This window comes from Ruegeria sp. HKCCD7255 (genome assembly GCF_013031565.1).
Lineage (GTDB): Bacteria > Pseudomonadota > Alphaproteobacteria > Rhodobacterales > Rhodobacteraceae > Ruegeria.
Window position 1 is genome coordinate 119,807 of record NZ_WQAG01000003.1, and the last position, 16,226, is coordinate 136,032.

Below are 16,226 nucleotides of genomic sequence, written 5' to 3' on the forward strand. Positions count from 1 at the left end.
AATTCGCAAGGCAGACTATGTTTTTCCTACTTTTGGTCGTTCTTTTATTTCTTCCGGTAACCGCAGTTTGGACTTCTGTTGCGCTGGGAACAAAAATCAGAAAATTGCATGTATTTCCGAAACTTGGGAACGTTCTGATTTGGGTACCCATTCTCTGCTTCGTTTGGAACTTCGTAGTTGCAATGGGTATGCTTGGCATTTCGAGATTGCCTGAGCCCGTCAAAGCACTGATATTCGATGGAAATTGGTTTAGTAGTTTAATAATTTTTCAAATCTTTATTGGACCTATCGCAACCATCGGAGCTGCGGCTATTGCCGTTAAAGAGCGCCTTTTTGTTATGCATAGCCTGCTAACAATCTTTCTTTGCGTTCTGGTGATTTGGTGGTTCTACACCCTACTGTCCTAAAGGCTCCGCCATGCAATTCTTGGTCTTGTCAAACTCTGGAAATCAGGCATCCAAAGCAATTTGCAGCTTGGAATACCAATCAAGATGGCCAATGTAGATTCATGCTCCGCCTCGCCACCCTCTCGCTCCTGATCCTCTACCCCATCGCGTGGTTCGCCCCGCTGATGCGCGCAGGTCTGCTGCCCATTTTCGGCCTCAGCGAAATCAGCGTCATCACCGGGTTGCAATCGCTGTGGAAATCCGACGTGTTTCTGGCGCTGGTGGTCACGGTCTTTGCCCTCTTCGCGCCGTACCTGAAAACCATCGGCACCGCGCTGATCCAATGGAACCTGCTGGACGCCCGCGTGCAGCCTGCGCTGACCCTGCTGGGTAAGCTCGCCATGGCCGATATCTTCCTCATCGCGCTTTATATCACGCTGGCCAAGGGCATCGCCTATGCCACCATCGAAACTGCTTGGGGGCTTTATCTGTTTACCGCCTGCATCCTGGCCTCGATTGTGCTGGGATATCTGACCGAGAACACGGTCCGTTCACGAAATCCTCAGAGCTAGTTGATTGCAAACGCCCTTTCGCAGTCTCACATCAATACCACAAGGCGCAAAACTATTGGCTTAACGGGGCTGTTGCGGATGTTCCTGCGCGCTTGATTTCTGGTCCGCCTGCACCCGATGAGTATCGGTTGACGAAGGGGATTGACGATCATGGCCACGCTTCACAGCATCACATTGCACCTGCAGAACGCCTTCATGCGCGCCACCTTCGCACTGATCATTGCTTTGGCAGCCGGGGCCGTGATTGCCACCGGCCTGTCGGCTGCGGGCGTGTTGCCCTGGCTGTCTCTGCAAGCCGGGTTCGGGCCTGCCGGGGTTGTTGACGCCGGGATTTATGTTCAGGTCGGTCTGACCGCGCTGGCGCTTATGCTGGCCTTCTACCTGCCCTCTAGTGCCCGGATGATGGCGCTGGAAAACGCTCACCGCAGATTTGCGATGAACATGCAGGATGTCACGCAGGCCTATCATCTGGCCCATGCCGCCGACCGGTCGGGCCTGTTCCAGACGTCGTCCGAATTTGATGCGGTGAAAGAGCGGCTCAGCTTTCTCCGCGAACATCCCGACTTGCAATCGTTGGAACCTGAAATCCTGGAGCTTGCCGCGCAGATGAGCCAGGTCAGTCAGGAACTTGCCGACACTTATGGCGATGACAAGGTCAACCGCGCCCGGAACTTCTTGCAACAACGCCAGCAAGAGGTCGAGCAGTTTCAGCAGCGCATCGAAGACGCGCAAACAATCCAGCATGAGCTGCGCCAATGGACCCGCGACATCGAGATCGAGGAATCGATTGCCAAATCGCAGCTGGCTCGCTTGCGGGATGAGCTGTTCGACCTGCTGCCGGAATTGTCGACCCATCTGCATTCCACCCCCGAACTGGCGCATCCCAGCAACGCCAGCATCTATGCCATGACCCCCCCTCGAGCAGCAGAGTAGGCGCGACAGCGCCCGGTGCGGGTGACGGCCCAAAGGGCCCGAACCCGCAGCGCGCCCCCGGCGGTGAGGAAAGCCCGCAAGGGCTTGAAGAACCGCCCGAGCTGATGCACCAAGGGCGCCATGGCCAAGACACCTTCTTTCACCTGCTCCGCCTGTGGTGCCGCACATTCCCGATGGTCAGGCCGCTGCGACAGCTGCGGCGAATGGAACACCATCGTTCAGGAAACACCCCTCTCTGCCGGACCCGCCAAGAAATCTCTTGGTGGCAAACGCGGGCAGTCCATCCCACTTTCCGACTTGTCCACCGAAGAGACACCCCCGCCCCGCACCCTCAGCGGTGTGGACGAGCTTGACCGGGTATTGGGCGGTGGACTTGTGCCTGCCTCGGCCCTTCTGGTCGGCGGTGATCCGGGGATCGGGAAATCCACGCTCTTGCTGCAGGCCGCCGCCCGGTTTGCCCGGGCGGGTGTAAAAACCGTCTATGTTTCTGGCGAAGAAGCCAGTGCTCAGGTCCGGATGCGCGCCCGGCGTTTGGGGCTTGAAGACGCCCCAGTTCAATTGGCCGCTGAAACCAATCTGCGCGATATTCTGACCACGCTTGAGGCGGAAAAACCCGGCCTCGCTATTATCGATTCCATCCAGACCATGTGGGCCGACAATGTGGACAGCGCGCCAGGCTCGGTATCACAAGTCCGGGCCGCGGCACATGAATTGACCACGTTTGCGAAACGACACGGTGTTTCGGTGATCATGGTGGGCCATGTCACCAAGGAGGGTCAAATCGCAGGCCCGCGCGTGGTCGAGCATATGGTCGACACTGTTCTGTACTTTGAGGGTGAGCGCGGTCACCAATTCCGCATCCTGCGCGCGGTCAAGAACCGTTTTGGCCCGGCAGATGAGATCGGTGTTTTCGAGATGACCGGCAAAGGTCTGGCGCAAGTGACCAACCCATCGGCGCTGTTCCTGTCCGAACGCGGCACGCCCAGCCCCGGATCAGCTGTCTTCGCTGGCATTGAAGGCACCCGGCCCGTGCTGGTTGAATTGCAGGCGCTTGTCGCGCCATCGCCGCATTCCCAACCACGCCGCACCGTTGTGGGCTGGGACAGCGGACGTCTGGCAATGATCCTCGCCGTGCTCGAAGCGCGTTGCGGCATCCCATTTGCGGGGCTCGATGTGTATCTGAACGTGGCTGGCGGGCTGAAGGTCAGTGAACCTGCAGCTGATCTGGCCGTGGCCGCCGCACTGCTCAGCGCCCGAGAAGACACCGCCCTGCCCGCAGATACGGTGGTTTTCGGAGAAATCTCGCTGTCAGGGGCACTTAGACCGGCCCCGCAGACCGAAAATAGGTTGAAAGAAGCACAGAAACTTGGTTTCACAGCGGCAATTGCTCCGGCGGGTGGCAAAACCGGCACTGTGGCAGGTCTGACACTCACCCGACCCTCTGATTTGGTTGGGTTTGTTGGCGAAACCTTCGGAGCAGGTTAAAGTCGCGCCTTGAGGGGCAGAAAACGAGCAGGCGAGGGCCATGGAAGACTTTACAATTGTTGACGGGGTTGTTGCCCTGATCATCGTCGTTTCAGGCCTTCTGGCCTATTCACGCGGTCTCATACGCGAAGTGCTGGCAATTGCAGGCTGGGCAGCGGCCGCCGTCTTGGCCTTTATCTTTGCGCCGCAGGTCGTTCCGCTGATCAAAGAAATCCCCGTGGTCGGAGAGTTCTTGCGCGACAGTTGCGAATTGTCGGTGATCACAGGTTTTGCTGCCGTATTCGCGCTGGCGCTCATTGTCGTCAGCGTCTTTACCCCGCTGTTTTCGTCGCTGGTTCAACGGTCAGCCGTTGGCGGTTTGGATCAGGCGCTTGGCTTCTTCTTCGGTGTCGCGCGCGGCATCCTGCTGGTTGCAATTGCGTTCTTTGTCTATGACAGCGTGGCAACGAGCCAAACTTTCCCGATGGTGGATGACAGCCGCTCGGCCCAAGTGTTCGAACAGTTCAGCGGCCAGATTGAGGAACAAAACCCGGAGGCTGCTCTGGGCTGGATTACCTCGCAATATGAATCGCTGGTTGGTCACTGCGCCGCGCAAGCCGGAAGCGAGCCTGCGACAACGCCGACCGAAACCGAAGCGCAGAACTAAGGCGTTCACATGAGACGTAACAAAGCCCGGTCTTGGCCGGGCTTTTTTTGTACCGGCACCAGGATTTTTTTAGACGAACCCTTCACCACCGCAGACGGTGCAGCGAATATTCTTGAGGCCGAAACAGCCGTCGCATCGACTGTATTGCGGTTTGCCGTAGATATCTCGCCCCTTGATAACCTGTCCTGCGCCCTTGCAAATCTCGCAGGGCGCACGACCGGAGCCGCGACAGCGATGACATCTGCGTTTGATCGGTTCTTCTTTCTTTTGATTTCTCTTGTGCTGCCACATGTAACCTCACCAACTCTGAACCAAAGGCTGCGTTACCCTTTGGGTGATATGACAGCACATGGCAGATAAGTTGTCACCTTGTTGCGGCAATTTCGGGCTTTGCTGCCTGCATCAATCCACAAATGTGATCCTTTGATGACAGCAACGCAATTAGGCATTATGTGAGGGCCAACCGACATGGAATCGGAGCTGCCCGCCTTGCCCATCCTCTTTCGTTCAGTGCGCTGTGCCGTGATCAATCCGGACCCGCACCGTCAGAGTATTCTACGCCCCGATCAGGTGCAGCAGGCGAACAGCTCGATCCATCCAAGCCATCACACCGCCACAGCGTCATAAAGATTGGAGCCCCGTCAATGTGTGGGATTTTGGGAATCGCAAGCCGGACACATGATGTTTTTGCCGAGATTTATGACGGGTTGCTGATGCTGCAACACCGCGGCCAGGATGCTTCGGGCATTGTCACCTATAACGGTGAATTCTTCCGCGAAAAAAAGGCCAACGGTCTGGTCAAGGATGTCTTTAACGCTCAGGACGCAGAGACGCTGATGGGCCGTGTCGGGATTGGTCATGTGCGCTATCCCACCGCCGGGTCCCTCAGCGCCGCCGAGGCCCAGCCGTTCTTTGTGAATGCACCCTATGGGATCTATCTGGTCCATAACGGCAACATCACCAATACCGAAGAGCAGCGCGAGAAGGTCACTGCCAAATACAGCCGCCATCTGCGCACCACGTCGGATTCCGAAGTGTTGCTGAACGTTCTGGCCGACAAGGTGGCGGATGCGATCAAGGTGAACGGCAATGCCGATCCGATCCGCAACATCTTTGCCGGTGTAAAAATGACCATGGAACGCATTCAAGGCGCCTATTCCGTGATCTGTCTGGTCGCAGGAGTCGGCATGCTGGCCTTCCGCGACCCTTATGGCATTCGCCCTCTGTCGGTGGCCAAACGCGAAATCCCAGGTCATGGCGACGATTTCGCCTTTGCCTCGGAAGATGTGGCCTTTGGGATCAACGGGTTTGAGAAACTGCGCGACCTGCGCGCCGGCGAAGCGATCCTGATCGACCTTGACGGCAATATGCACGAGTTCCAGGCGGTCGAAGGCAAGTTGACGCCGTGTATCTTCGAGTATGTCTATCTGGCTCGGCCCGACTCGCTGCTGGATGGCGTGTCTGTCTACAAAACGCAGATGCGAATGGGGCAAACGCTGGCCAAGCAAATCCAGGATTCAGGTCTTCAGATCGACCGGATCATCCCCGTCCCCGACAGCGCCCGCCCAGTGGCGCTTGAGGCGGCGAAGATCACCGGTATTCCCTATCGCGAAGGTCTGGTGAAAAACCGCTATGTCGGGCGGACCTTCATCATGCCCGGACAGGCCGAGCGTCAAAAATCGGTGCGGCGTAAACTGAACGCTGTTCCTTTGGAATTTGAGGGTCACAATGTTCTGCTGATCGACGATTCGATTGTGCGCGGCAACACCATCAAGAAAATCGTCCAGATGTGTCGCGAGGCCGGTGCCAAGAAAGTCTATATCGCCAGCGCTTCGCCGCCGGTGAAATATCCCAATGTCTACGGTATCGACATGCCCACCCGGGCCGAGCTGATCGCCAATGGAAAAGACATCGAGGAAATACGCCAGGAACTGGGTGCCGACGCGCTGTTTTATCAAAATCTGGACGATCTGATCTGGGCTGCCAAGGAAGGCAACCCCGAGATCGAAGCTTTTGACTGCTCCTGCTTTGACGGCAATTACATCACCGGGGTCGAAGAAGATTATCTAAGCACGTTGGAAAAAAGCAGCCGTTCGGATCGCAAGAAACATGACATGGAGGTCGTAGGCGATTCCTGGAACGGGGCCAAACTCGCCTCGGGCTAACCGTAATCTCTCTTGTGAACAAAGACCTGAGCGGGTTTTGGCAACGCCATTCTGTCGCAGCTGTGGATGACTTTTCATTCCCGAATTTCTTTGTTAGACGGCCCGCTGCAAACCACTCATGCAAAGGGGTCAGGAATACTTTCTGACCGTAAGACATGCCCAACATTTCCGTAGAAAACGCGGCCACACAGCGGGGCGCGCTCAAGAAGAATGCAACTGCGCTGCTGGGGATTTTCGGCCCTGCCACCAAGATGCGTGCGCTTGTGCGCCTATCGTCGGGCCGCGTGCGCGAAGTCACACCGGGCAGCCGCGTCGGGTCTGGCAAGGTCATCGCCATCGATGCCGAGGGTATTTTGCTGCAGCATGGTGGCGAGACGCGACGAATGGTCATCCCGGGCGCGTGATCCGGGCTTGACGCCCCTCGCGTCGCAGGCCAAACCCCGCCCATGACCGATCAGACCAAAATCGCGCTGGTGACCGGCGCTTCGCGCGGGCTGGGGGCTGCTTTGGCCGAAGCCCTCGCGCCCGACTATCACATCGTGGCCGTTGCCCGAACCACGGGCGGGTTGGAAGAGCTGGACGACCGGATCCAGGCCAAGGGCGGTTCAGCCACATTGGCGCCGATGGACATCACCGATCCCAATGCGATGGCCACCCTGTGCCGAGGCATTCACGACCGCTGGGGCAAGGTGGATTTGTGGCTGCACACGGCGGTGCATACATCTGCCCTGACGCCTGCGCATTTCGTGGATCCCAAGGAATGGGCCAAGGCGCTGAACACCAATGCCACCGCGACCTCGGTGCTGATCCCCTATGTGACGCCCTTGCTGGGCACGGATGGCCATGCGGTGTTCTTTGACGATCCCAAAGCGGGTCAGAAATTCTATGGCATCTATGGTGCCACCAAGGCCGCGCAGATGGCTCTGGCCCGCAGCTGGCAGGCAGAGACCGAACGTACAGGACCGCGGGTTTCGATTGTCGAGCCCGCGCCTATGCCCACAGCCGTGCGTGCCCGGTTCCATCCCGGCGAGGATCGTGATGCGCTGACCCGCCCGGCGGATGAAGCGGCGCGGATTTTGGCATTGCTTTAAAAATGGCCCTGTGGGCCATGCCTCCGGCGGAGGTATTTTTGAACAGAAGAAGGATTGGGTCAGGCGATATGAACGCCTTGGCGCCCGGCCAGATCGACAAAGAATTGCCAGGCGACGCGGCCTGATCGTGCGCCCCGTGTGGCCTGCCATTCGATGGCTTCTGCGCGCAGGGTGTCGGCGTTAACGGTGACACCGTAAGCGGCGCAATAGCGGTCGATCATGGCCAGGTATTCATCCTGATCGCAAGGATGGAAGCCCAGCCAGAGGCCGAAGCGATCTGACAGAGAGACCTTTTCCTCAACCGCTTCGGACGGGTTGATGGCGCTGGAACGTTCGTTCTCGATCATGTCCCGTGGCATCAGGTGGCGTCGGTTAGAGGTGGCGTAAAAGACCACATTTTCGGGCCGCCCCTCGATACCGCCATCCAGCACAGCCTTGAGCGATTTGTAGTGCTGGTCATCATGGCTAAACGATAGGTCATCGCAGAACAGGATGAACCGATGGGGTGCTGCGCGCAGGTGGTTCAGAAGGCGCGCGACCGAACCCATATCCTCGCGCTGCAGCTCAACCAGTTTCAGATCAGGAAACTCGGGTTGCAAGGTTCCGTGGACGGCTTTGACCAGGCTGGATTTGCCCATCCCACGCGCGCCCCAGAGCAGCGCGTTGTTGGCCTTGAAACCATCTGCAAAGCGGCGCGTATTGTCCAGCAAGGTATCGCGCGAACGGTTGATCCCCACCAAAAGATCCAGATCGACCCGGCTGACCTGTTCGACAGGCTCCAGCCGATCCGGTTCGACATGCCAGACAAAAGCCGGGGCCGCCACGAAATCCGGCGCTGCCAGCGGGGCCGGAGCCATCCGCTCCAAGGCGTCGGCAATACGGTTCAGGGCCTGATCGTCCATCTGTCTCTCCGCTCTGGTCTGGGCCGGTTCAAACCACGTTCCCTGCTGCGCAACAAGAGCCTGCATCAAAAAAGGCGCGCCTTGGACGGGCGCGCCTGTTTCTCATTGCAGAACAGGTTACTTCGGTTCGTCGTATTCTTCGGCAAGGTCTGCGTCAGCTTCGGCCTCTTCATCGTCGTAATAGCCGTCGACGCGCAGTTTCTCTTCCCGCTTTTTCTCGACCCGGGCCACGAGGAAGATGGAAATCTCATAGAGCCCATAGACCACTGTGAAAAGGATCACTTGGGTGATGACGTCTGGGGGGGTCACCAAAGCGGCCAGAACGAGAATACCGATCATCGCGTACTTGCGCACCGAGCCCAGCCCTTCGGCGCTGACCAGTCCAGCCTTGCCCATCAGCGTCAGCAACACCGGCAATTGGAAACACAGGCCAAAAGCGATGATGAACTTCAAAGTGATGTCGAGCGATTCGTTCACCTTGCCGAAGAACGTCACCCGCACGCCGTCTGCGGTTTCCGGCACGACAACGATTTCCTCGGGGATTTCACCGGCATCCGGTGAAAGGAGATTGGCGAAGATCGAGCTGACATCTGCAAATCCCAAAAAGAACTGCATCGCCAGCGGCGTCACGACGAATTGCGCAAAGGCCGCACCCAGCAGGAACATAAAGGGGGAAGCGATCAGAAAAGGCAGAAAAGCCCCTTTCTCGGACCGATAAAGCCCCGGCGCCACAAAGCGCCACAGCTGGTACGAGATTACGGGAAACGCCAGCGCAAAGCCAAACACCATCGAGATGCGGAACAGTGTGAACAGATACTCCTGCGGCGAGGTGTATTGCAGCGTCGGTGACGGATCACCCAACTCGCGCAGCGTCGCCTCGATGGGCCTCAGCAGAAACTGCAAAATCGGCTCAGCCACAGCAAAAGCCAGCACGATGCCGATCACAAAGGCGATCACCGCCCGGATCAGACGCGTGCGCAGCTCGGCCAGATGCTCGATCAAAGGGGCCGAGGAATCTTCGATCTCGTCGGTCTTGCTCATGTTTCGCTTTCAGTCTTCAAAGCGGCTTCTGCCGCCTCAGCCTTGGCCAAGGCATCTGCCGCCTCTTTAGCTTTGCGTTCTGCGGTGGCGCGGGCGGAGGTGGCCTGGATCTTCTTGGCCTGTTCAGCGCGTTCCGCTGCCAGCTTTCCGGTCTCGCTGTCGGGATCAAACTTGGTCGGGTCGATGCTTTTGGCAACATCCCGTGCCGCTTCATTGACGCTGTCCATCGCTGTGCTGACTGGGTTGGTGGCCGCGTTCAGACCCTTTTTGATCTCATTGACCCCGGCCTGATCTGCGGCCTCGTTCATGGCGCTGCTGAACTCGCGCGCCATACCGCGTGCCTTGCCGACAAAACGGCCCACATTGCGGAACAGCACAGGCAGATCCTTGGGCCCGACAACGATCAGGGCCACGACACCAATGACCAGAAGCTCGGTCCAGCCCAGATCAAACATCTAAGATTACGCCTTGTCTTTGTCGGTCTCGGGTGTGACGTCCTTGGCCAGCTCAGAGGCATCCTGCTCCAGCTCGTCAGCACCTTCTTTGACGCCTTTTTTGAAAGAGGTGATGCCTTTGCCCACTTCGCCCATCAGCGAACTGATCTTGCCGCGACCAAACAGCACCAACACCACAACTGCGATCAGCAGCAGACCGGGAAGGCCGATATTGTTGAGCATGTTTCTTCTCCTGTTTTTTGGCGCAATGGCGCCCAATCGTCGATTTCGGATTGGTTTTTACGCCGATGTCGGGCGTCGCAAAAGTCAAGCTGGCCGAATTCTCGCTCAAATTTGGGCTGTTTGAAGAGAATTCGGGGGCTCGCTTTTTGCAACTGACAGGTTTATGTCAGTTGTAACACTGTAGGTCGGGCCTATCGAAACCTGGTCAACGGAGAATGAAATGACCCATGTTGCAGAAATCGTCACCTTCACGCTCGCCAATGGCACCACATCGGAAGAGTTCGTGAAGCTCAGCCAGTCGACCGAGGCTTTTGTCCGCGCTGCCCCCGGATTTGCCCATCGTCAACTCAGCCAGGGCGAGGATGGCCGCTGGACCGATTACGTCATCTGGACAGATATGAAGGCCACGAAAGACGCCGCCGCGCAGTTCCCTCAGCAGGATTTTGCCCCGGCCCTGATGGCGGCTATTGATCCCGAGACCATGCAGATGCGGCATGAGAATGTGCTATGGAACATGACTGCCTAAAGGCGGTCCGGCAGGCGTGTCATGCGCCGCACTGACCGCCTGTTTGATATCATCCAGATCCTGCGCGACGGGAAATTGCACCGCGCGCAGGATATTGCGGATCGGCTTGAGGTGTCGGTCCGCACGATCTATCGCGATATGGATACGCTGGTGGCCTCCGGCGTGCCGGTCGAGGGCGAGCGCGGCGTGGGCTATATGGTTCGCGAGCAGATCACCCTGCCCCCGCTGAACCTGACCCCGGCCGAACTAGAGGCGCTGAACCTTGGCATGGCAATCGTCGCCGAGGCTGCCGACCCCGAGCTCAAGGCTGCCGCCGAAACGCTGGCCGACAAGATCGATGCGGTGCTGCCCACTCAGGTTGTGGCCGAGGCCGACGCGTGGAAGTTTGCGGTCTACCCATTTGCAGACGCGGCGCGCGGGCTGGCCCATATGGCCCCGATCCGCGCCGCCATCAAATCGCGCCAGAAACTCCAACTGAGCTATCGCCGGATCGATGGGGTTTTGACCCACCGCAGGATCCGCCCGCTGCATATGGAATATTGGGGCCGGGTTTGGACCCTCACAGCCTGGTGCGAGTTGCGCGACGGCTTCCGCGTCTTTCGTGTGGATCTGATCGAAACCGTGCAGCCCCTGCCCGAAATTTTTGCGGACGAGCCCGGAAAGCGATTGGCCGATTACGACCCAACCGCCTGACAGGCTTCATCTTTTCCAAAACACGCCCGCCAGAGGCCTGGCCTGGTCAGGGCCGTTTACCTCAGTTCAGGAAAGGCTCGGGATCCACCGATTCAAAGCCCTCACGCACCTCGAAATGCACATAGGCGTTGTCACCATCCCGCAAGGCGGCAATGGTTTCGCCCCGGCGCACACGGTCGCCTTTTTCAACCTTGATATCGGCGACATTCGCATAGACGGTCAGCAGATCGTCATCGTGTTTGACCACGATGATCGGCACTTGATCCGCATCTGCCGTGATGGCGGCCACGGTTCCGGCCTCAGCCGCCTTGACCGGGGTTCCGGGCGCGGCAGCAATATCGATACCCTCATTTGTACCCTTGTCATAGGTGCGGATAATCCGCCCGGTGACCGGGAAGCCAAGCGCCGCTGTGCTGGCATTGGTCGGTGCTTCGGCGGTGACATCAGGCGCTTCGGTCGCCGGGGCCACGTCATTTTCAGGCAGCGGCTGTGTCGCACTTGGCGGGGTCGGTGTTGGCGACCCTTCGCCGGGTTGGGTCACATTGGTCGCGACGGGTGCCGCAGCTGCGCTGGCTGCAGACGCAGTTTGCGGTGCGGGTTGGTTTTTCACCGGGATCAACAGAAATTGACCTTCGCGCACAACGAAATCCGGCCCCAATCCGTTCCACTCCGCAAGCGATTCAACAGGCACTTCATACAGTCGCGAAATGGTAAACGCGGTTTCCCCGCGCTTGACCTTGTGGCGAATGGGCTCAGGACCGGACACCACTGGCGCAGGTGCCGCATTCTGCGGCGCCGGTTGCAGAGCCGTTGTCTGAACACCGCCGCTTGATCCGGTTGCGGGCGCTTCATCGATGGCAGAGCCCGCTATCGTCGCGATGTCCACATTGCCATTGCTCGCCCCGACGCTGCGTGGCAACGCAATAACTTCGCCTTCGCGCAGCTTGTCATCGGCCTGAAGCCCATTGAACCGCGCCAGTTCCGCGACCGGCAAGCCCACACGCGTCGCGAGATCGGTCACTGTGTCACCGCGCTGCGCGACGGCCACTTGATAATTGGGATAGGTGATCACACCGCGCGCATCTGGCGCTGGCCGGTTGGTCGTGGCACCAAGCGCCGCATCTGCGGTCGAAAACCCGCCGACATTACCGCGAAGGTCATAATCGAAGGGTCCTTCGCACCCGGCCAGAACCACAAGGGCAATGGCTGCCACAGAAGACCGGCACATGGCTGATTTGGAAACTGCTCTCATTTATTTGTCCTCAACACCTGCCCCTGTTTTCCGGGGTTCCGGCGCAAACGCGGATTAAACCTTTAGGCCCCGTCCTTGCCCAAACCTTCCAGCAAAGGCACAAAGCGAACGGGTAACAATTCATCATAGTCCAGACCGGTTTCGGTGCGCGTGACCCGGATCAGGGTCTGCACCGCATCCGACTGGCCTACGGGTAGCACCATGATACCGCCGATTTTAAGCTGCGCCAAGAGCGGTCCGGGCGGATCTTCTGCCGCCGCTGTCACAATAATCCGATCAAAGGGCGCTTGCTCTGGCAATCCGAAGGACCCATCGGTCAACATCGCCGTTACATTGGTCAGGCCCAGATCCTTGAACAGCTGTCCGGTCTCTGCCACCAGACGCTTGTGCCGCTCAACCGTATAGACCCGGCGCGCCAGTTTCGACAGGATGGCGGCCTGGTACCCCGAGCCGGTTCCGATCTCCAAAACCGTATCGCGCGGTCCGACTTGCAGGGCCTGCGTCATCAGACCCACAACCGAGGGCTGGCTGATCGTCTGACCACAGGCAATCGGCAGCGGCGTATCCTCATAGGCGCGTTCGGCGAACAGACCTTTGACGAAGGCGCCGCGGTCCACCTGTTCCATCGCCTCAAGCACACGCGCATCCCGCACCCCACGCGACCGCAGCGCAAACAGGAATTGCATCTTGGTTTCAGGGGTCAAACCGGTCATTCGATGGCCTTCAATGCCTCAAGCGTGTCATAGGCGGTCAGATCAGCCCGCATTGGGGTGACCGAGATATAGCCTTCCAGATTGACCGCCGCATCGGTGCCGGGCGCGGTTGGGTTATGCTGATAACCGCCTTTGATCCACAAGAACTTGCGTCCCGAAGGCGAGCTGTGGGGTTCAACCGAGAAATGCGTATCGCGGCGGAACCCTTGTGGTGCCACTTTGGTGCCCAGAACCTCGGCGGCGGGCACCGGTGGAAAATTAACGTTGTAGAACAGGCGGTAATCGCGGTCTTCAACCGGGGTCGCCGCCAGAATACGGCGCACCAAATCAGCCCCGTACCGCGCCGCCACCTCAAACGGGTCTTCAAGGCCCAGGTTGCGCGGGCCGAAATACTGCGACAAGGCAATCGCGGGCAGACCCTGCAACGCGGCCTCCAGCGCACCGCCGATTGTACCGGAATAGAGCGTGTTTTCGGCCGAGTTGTTGCCCCGGTTCACCCCGGACAGCACCAGATCGGGCGGTACGTCCTTTAGGACCTCATGCAGCCCTGCCAACACGCAATCAGCGGGTGAGCCCTCGGTCGCAAAGCGCCGCTCGCCCAACTGCGTCATCATCATCGGGCGAGTATAGCTGATGCAATGGCCGACACCCGATTGCTCGAACGCAGGCGCGACCACCCAGACCTCACCGTCCGGGCCCGCCAGATCCGCCGCGATGGCTTCTAGCACCTCAAGCCCTGGTGCGTTTATCCCATCGTCATTTGTCAGAAGAATTCGCATGCATCCGCCTTACACCCAGATTTTGACCTTGATAGACGGGGCTTGGCGATGCGGCAAGCAAGCGACAGGTGCAAAATGCGGCTTTCCCGCACCACTTGCTTGCAAATTGGCGCCCATAGGGCTCAGAGCGGAAAAACGAAGCACCGGTCGCGGCGGATGGTCAGCCACATGACCCGACCGGGCGCAGGCACAAACACATTCGGAACCGTCGCTTTCAAAAGCGAGCCGTCATAGTCCATGCGGAACTCGATCAGGCTTTCGCTGCCGAGAAACCGGGCGCGTTCAACCACGCCACGGGCAGCTACACCGTCCGAGGGCGTCGGCGACGGACCTTTGCCGTTGCGGTCGAAATCCAGTCGCACATGCTGGGGCCGGAAAACGATCTCGACATCTGTGTTGTCAGGCACGCCGGGGGCCAGAAACTGCCCAAAGGGCGTATTGGCCAAAGCCCCATTCACTCGCGCCTGCAACACGTTGATATCGCTAAAGAAGGCAACCGCAGGTTTATCTGCGGGACGGGTATAGACGTTATAGGGCGCGCCCTGTTGCACGATCTTGCCCCGGCGCATCAAGGCAATCTCATCGGCCATGCGCATCGCCTCTTCAGGTTCATGGGTGACCAGCAGAACGGCGGCGTCTTCCTCTTTCAGGATGGCCAGCGTCTCATCCCGGATACCGTCGCGCAGGCGATTGTCGAGCCCCGAGAACGGCTCATCCATCAGCATGATCCGAGGGCGCGGTGCAAGCGCGCGGGCCAGTGCCACGCGTTGCTGTTCGCCCCCTGACAGCTGATGCGGAAAGCCGTCGATAAAGCGCATCAGATCCACCTTGGACAGCAATTCCTCAACCCGGGCTCGTTTCTGCCCTTTCGGGGCTTTCAGCCCGAACGCTACGTTATCGGCCACGCTCAGATGCGGGAACAGAGCAAAATCCTGAAACATCAACCCGATCTCGCGCCGTTCGGGCGGTACGCGGAAGATGGTGTCGCAGATCAGTTTGCCATCCACATAGATCTCACCAGCGCTTTGCATCTCGACGCCAGCGATCATCCGCAGGGTCGTCGATTTGCCGCAACCCGACGGGCCCAGCAGACACGTCACCTGCCCCGCCTGCACCTGGAACGAGATATTGTCGACCACCGTGCGCCCGTCAAACCGGGCGACAAGATTGCGAACTTCAAGACGCGGAGGCGATGTCGTGCCTGTCACCGGTGGATCCCATTTGCCTTACCCGATCAATTCCATCGGGCTTAGGCGGGGATAGCAACCCCGCCCGTCCGACGCAAGGCGTCAGCAGCACCCGGCTGAGGCGTCTTCACCTTGCACCGCAAAGGGGCTATCGCCACCGCAGCCTTCGAAAATCCCGTAATGGGTCGAAAAATCGCCGATGAAATCGAAATGGCGGGTAAAGCGAATGTTTTTCAACATCATCCAGGTATTGCCACAGACCGGAAAGACCTTGCCTGTCTCGATCAAATGGTGATCGTCCAAGGCAAACTGATGCGGTGCGTGGGGTACCGTGCCTTTGTAGATCACCGCCTGGCCGTAGTCCTCACAAGCAGGCTCCAGCGCAGGCAGTTTGAACAGGCGGTACGTGGCCGAAATAAAGCTGAGTGGTGCAACGCGTTCTTCCAGAACCGGGTTTTCAATGGTCAGCGGGCGATGGGTCACGCGGCGCGGATCTCCAAAGCCTGCATCACGTGACATCGTCAGAAAATCGTTCCAATACAACGCACCAAACAGGCATTCGCCATACAGAACCTCATCTTCGGCCATGGATTTGGGCACGCGGCGGTCGGCATAAACGTCCGAGAAATAAATCTCGCCACCCTCTTTCAACAGACGATGCGCACCGCGCAAAACCGCAGCCTTATCGGTCGCCAGATTGATCACACAGTTCGAGACGATGATATCAAAGCTCCCGGGTTCCAGATCCAGTTCATCCAGCTTTTCGATGAAGCCGTGGTGAAACTCCACATTGCTGGCAGAATGACCAAAAGCTTGGGCGTGATAGTCCTGATGGGAGCGCGCCACGTCGAGTTGCTCGGGCGTCATGTCGATACCGACAACCCGGCCCGTTTCACCCACCATCGCGGACAGAGCGTAGACGTCGCGCCCGGCGCCACAGCCCAGATCCAGGATCGACATCCCTTCAAGATCCAGCGGCGCGATCAAGCCGCAGCCATAGTAGCGCGTCAGCACATCATCATGAATTTGCGACAGAATCCTTTTTAGATGGTCCGGAATATCATCCGGAGTACAGCAGGCATTGGTCTGAAGATCATCGCTGCCCTGTAGCACCTCACCATAGTAATTCTGCACAACCTCATGCTTCATCCGAGCGTTCCTTTTGCCTGTGTTTGCGC

21 protein-coding genes are annotated in these 16,226 nt (G+C 58.6%); 12 read left to right on the forward strand and 9 right to left on the reverse strand.

Going from position 1 to position 16,226, the window contains the following annotated elements:
* Nucleotides 1–17: 17 nt before the first annotated feature.
* The 10 genes from GOX45_RS07260 to GOX45_RS07305 all read left to right on the forward strand — a co-directional run bounded on the left by GOX45_RS07260 (nt 18) and on the right by GOX45_RS07305 (nt 7,278).
* Entirely contained in the window at nt 18–407 is a 390-nt protein-coding gene (locus tag GOX45_RS07260; RefSeq protein ID WP_171099455.1) for a hypothetical protein, read from the forward strand.
* A 101-nt stretch (nt 408–508) separates the two neighbouring features.
* Complete coding sequence (locus GOX45_RS07265; protein WP_171099456.1) at nt 509–958, forward strand: paraquat-inducible protein A; 450 nt, start codon at nt 509–511, stop codon at nt 956–958.
* Nucleotides 959–1,108: 150 nt separating this feature from the next.
* Nucleotides 1,109–1,891: a DNA repair protein gene (locus GOX45_RS07270; RefSeq protein WP_171099457.1), complete on the forward strand. Its 783-nt coding sequence runs from the start codon at nt 1,109–1,111 to the stop codon at nt 1,889–1,891.
* A gap of 120 nt (nt 1,892–2,011) precedes the next feature.
* Nucleotides 2,012–3,376 (forward strand): DNA repair protein RadA, encoded by a 1,365-nt coding sequence (radA, locus tag GOX45_RS07275; RefSeq protein ID WP_171099458.1) that lies wholly within the window; start codon nt 2,012–2,014, stop codon nt 3,374–3,376.
* A gap of 40 nt (nt 3,377–3,416) precedes the next feature.
* Nucleotides 3,417–4,022, forward strand: a complete 606-nt coding sequence (locus GOX45_RS07280) for a CvpA family protein (protein WP_171099459.1) — start codon at nt 3,417–3,419, stop codon at nt 4,020–4,022.
* 9 nt (nt 4,023–4,031) lie between these two features.
* On the forward strand, nt 4,032–4,382 hold the full coding sequence (locus GOX45_RS07285) for a hypothetical protein (protein ID WP_171099460.1): 351 nt from the start codon (nt 4,032–4,034) through the stop codon (nt 4,380–4,382).
* Between the two features lie 108 nt (nt 4,383–4,490).
* Nucleotides 4,491–4,649, forward strand: a complete 159-nt coding sequence (locus GOX45_RS07290; RefSeq protein ID WP_171099461.1) for a hypothetical protein — start codon at nt 4,491–4,493, stop codon at nt 4,647–4,649.
* A gap of 17 nt (nt 4,650–4,666) precedes the next feature.
* Nucleotides 4,667–6,187, forward strand: coding sequence for an amidophosphoribosyltransferase (gene purF / locus GOX45_RS07295; RefSeq protein ID WP_171099463.1), 1,521 nt, complete (start codon nt 4,667–4,669; stop codon nt 6,185–6,187).
* A gap of 155 nt (nt 6,188–6,342) precedes the next feature.
* Complete coding sequence (locus GOX45_RS07300; protein ID WP_171099465.1) at nt 6,343–6,591, forward strand: hypothetical protein; 249 nt, start codon at nt 6,343–6,345, stop codon at nt 6,589–6,591.
* Between the two features lie 42 nt (nt 6,592–6,633).
* Nucleotides 6,634–7,278 carry an SDR family oxidoreductase gene (locus tag GOX45_RS07305; protein ID WP_171099467.1) on the forward strand — a complete coding sequence of 215 codons (645 nt, stop codon included), beginning with the start codon at nt 6,634–6,636 and terminating at the stop codon, nt 7,276–7,278.
* Nucleotides 7,279–7,337: 59 nt separating this feature from the next.
* On the opposite strand, the gene GOX45_RS07310 is transcribed toward GOX45_RS07305, so the two are convergent.
* The 4 genes from GOX45_RS07310 to GOX45_RS07325 all read right to left on the reverse strand — a co-directional run bounded on the left by GOX45_RS07310 (nt 7,338) and on the right by GOX45_RS07325 (nt 9,898).
* Nucleotides 7,338–8,180, reverse strand: a complete 843-nt coding sequence (locus GOX45_RS07310; protein WP_171099468.1) for an ATP-binding protein — start codon at nt 8,178–8,180, stop codon at nt 7,338–7,340.
* Nucleotides 8,181–8,297: 117 nt separating this feature from the next.
* Complete coding sequence (locus tag GOX45_RS07315) at nt 8,298–9,221, reverse strand: twin-arginine translocase subunit TatC (RefSeq protein ID WP_171099470.1); 924 nt, start codon at nt 9,219–9,221, stop codon at nt 8,298–8,300.
* Nucleotides 9,218–9,676 carry a Sec-independent protein translocase protein TatB gene (tatB, locus tag GOX45_RS07320; RefSeq protein ID WP_171099471.1) on the reverse strand — a complete coding sequence of 153 codons (459 nt, stop codon included), beginning with the start codon at nt 9,674–9,676 and terminating at the stop codon, nt 9,218–9,220. The genes GOX45_RS07315 and tatB overlap by 4 nt, the downstream gene beginning before the upstream one ends.
* Nucleotides 9,677–9,682: 6 nt before the next feature.
* Nucleotides 9,683–9,898, reverse strand: coding sequence for a twin-arginine translocase TatA/TatE family subunit (locus GOX45_RS07325; protein WP_039531114.1), 216 nt, complete (start codon nt 9,896–9,898; stop codon nt 9,683–9,685).
* A gap of 220 nt (nt 9,899–10,118) precedes the next feature.
* On the opposite strand from GOX45_RS07325, the gene GOX45_RS07330 reads away from it, so the two are divergent.
* Together GOX45_RS07330 and GOX45_RS07335 are read left to right on the forward strand one after the other, a co-directional pair.
* Nucleotides 10,119–10,424: a hypothetical protein gene (locus tag GOX45_RS07330; protein ID WP_171099472.1), complete on the forward strand. Its 306-nt coding sequence runs from the start codon at nt 10,119–10,121 to the stop codon at nt 10,422–10,424.
* Between the two features lie 21 nt (nt 10,425–10,445).
* Nucleotides 10,446–11,117, forward strand: coding sequence for a YafY family protein (locus GOX45_RS07335; RefSeq protein ID WP_171099473.1), 672 nt, complete (start codon nt 10,446–10,448; stop codon nt 11,115–11,117).
* A gap of 61 nt (nt 11,118–11,178) precedes the next feature.
* Here GOX45_RS07335 and GOX45_RS07340 read toward each other — a convergent pair whose 3' ends face one another.
* From GOX45_RS07340 to GOX45_RS07360, 5 genes are all read right to left on the reverse strand, one after another.
* Entirely contained in the window at nt 11,179–12,369 is a 1,191-nt protein-coding gene (locus GOX45_RS07340; RefSeq protein WP_171099474.1) for a peptidoglycan DD-metalloendopeptidase family protein, read from the reverse strand.
* A gap of 62 nt (nt 12,370–12,431) precedes the next feature.
* Nucleotides 12,432–13,082: a protein-L-isoaspartate(D-aspartate) O-methyltransferase gene (locus GOX45_RS07345; RefSeq protein ID WP_171099475.1), complete on the reverse strand. Its 651-nt coding sequence runs from the start codon at nt 13,080–13,082 to the stop codon at nt 12,432–12,434.
* Nucleotides 13,079–13,861: a 5'/3'-nucleotidase SurE gene (surE, locus tag GOX45_RS07350; RefSeq protein ID WP_171099476.1), complete on the reverse strand. Its 783-nt coding sequence runs from the start codon at nt 13,859–13,861 to the stop codon at nt 13,079–13,081. The genes GOX45_RS07345 and surE overlap by 4 nt, the downstream gene beginning before the upstream one ends.
* Nucleotides 13,862–13,983: 122 nt before the next feature.
* Nucleotides 13,984–15,069: an ABC transporter ATP-binding protein gene (locus GOX45_RS07355; RefSeq protein ID WP_171099478.1), complete on the reverse strand. Its 1,086-nt coding sequence runs from the start codon at nt 15,067–15,069 to the stop codon at nt 13,984–13,986.
* A gap of 81 nt (nt 15,070–15,150) precedes the next feature.
* Complete coding sequence (locus tag GOX45_RS07360; protein WP_171099479.1) at nt 15,151–16,197, reverse strand: methyltransferase domain-containing protein; 1,047 nt, start codon at nt 16,195–16,197, stop codon at nt 15,151–15,153.
* Nucleotides 16,198–16,226 lie beyond the last annotated feature (29 nt).

What these genes read in the sequence shown, in the direction of transcription:
- GOX45_RS07260 (WP_171099455.1), top strand. Translation starts at nt 18, where the DNA reads ATGTTTTTCCTACTTTTGGTCGTTCTTTTATTTCTTCCGGTAACCGCA.
- GOX45_RS07265 (WP_171099456.1), top strand. Translation starts at nt 509, where the DNA reads ATGCTCCGCCTCGCCACCCTCTCGCTCCTGATCCTCTACCCCATCGCG.
- GOX45_RS07270 (WP_171099457.1), top strand. Translation starts at nt 1,109, where the DNA reads ATGGCCACGCTTCACAGCATCACATTGCACCTGCAGAACGCCTTCATG.
- radA (WP_171099458.1), top strand. Translation starts at nt 2,012, where the DNA reads ATGGCCAAGACACCTTCTTTCACCTGCTCCGCCTGTGGTGCCGCACAT.
- GOX45_RS07280 (WP_171099459.1), top strand. Translation starts at nt 3,417, where the DNA reads ATGGAAGACTTTACAATTGTTGACGGGGTTGTTGCCCTGATCATCGTC.
- GOX45_RS07285 (WP_171099460.1), top strand. Translation starts at nt 4,032, where the DNA reads ATGAGACGTAACAAAGCCCGGTCTTGGCCGGGCTTTTTTTGTACCGGC.
- GOX45_RS07290 (WP_171099461.1), top strand. Translation starts at nt 4,491, where the DNA reads ATGGAATCGGAGCTGCCCGCCTTGCCCATCCTCTTTCGTTCAGTGCGC.
- purF (WP_171099463.1), top strand. Translation starts at nt 4,667, where the DNA reads ATGTGTGGGATTTTGGGAATCGCAAGCCGGACACATGATGTTTTTGCC.
- GOX45_RS07300 (WP_171099465.1), top strand. Translation starts at nt 6,343, where the DNA reads ATGCCCAACATTTCCGTAGAAAACGCGGCCACACAGCGGGGCGCGCTC.
- GOX45_RS07305 (WP_171099467.1), top strand. Translation starts at nt 6,634, where the DNA reads ATGACCGATCAGACCAAAATCGCGCTGGTGACCGGCGCTTCGCGCGGG.
- GOX45_RS07310 (WP_171099468.1), bottom strand. Translation starts at nt 8,180, where the DNA reads ATGGACGATCAGGCCCTGAACCGTATTGCCGACGCCTTGGAGCGGATG.
- GOX45_RS07315 (WP_171099470.1), bottom strand. Translation starts at nt 9,221, where the DNA reads ATGAGCAAGACCGACGAGATCGAAGATTCCTCGGCCCCTTTGATCGAG.
- tatB (WP_171099471.1), bottom strand. Translation starts at nt 9,676, where the DNA reads ATGTTTGATCTGGGCTGGACCGAGCTTCTGGTCATTGGTGTCGTGGCC.
- GOX45_RS07325 (WP_039531114.1), bottom strand. Translation starts at nt 9,898, where the DNA reads ATGCTCAACAATATCGGCCTTCCCGGTCTGCTGCTGATCGCAGTTGTG.
- GOX45_RS07330 (WP_171099472.1), top strand. Translation starts at nt 10,119, where the DNA reads ATGACCCATGTTGCAGAAATCGTCACCTTCACGCTCGCCAATGGCACC.
- GOX45_RS07335 (WP_171099473.1), top strand. Translation starts at nt 10,446, where the DNA reads ATGCGCCGCACTGACCGCCTGTTTGATATCATCCAGATCCTGCGCGAC.
- GOX45_RS07340 (WP_171099474.1), bottom strand. Translation starts at nt 12,369, where the DNA reads ATGAGAGCAGTTTCCAAATCAGCCATGTGCCGGTCTTCTGTGGCAGCC.
- GOX45_RS07345 (WP_171099475.1), bottom strand. Translation starts at nt 13,082, where the DNA reads ATGACCGGTTTGACCCCTGAAACCAAGATGCAATTCCTGTTTGCGCTG.
- surE (WP_171099476.1), bottom strand. Translation starts at nt 13,861, where the DNA reads ATGCGAATTCTTCTGACAAATGACGATGGGATAAACGCACCAGGGCTT.
- GOX45_RS07360 (WP_171099479.1), bottom strand. Translation starts at nt 16,197, where the DNA reads ATGAAGCATGAGGTTGTGCAGAATTACTATGGTGAGGTGCTACAGGGC.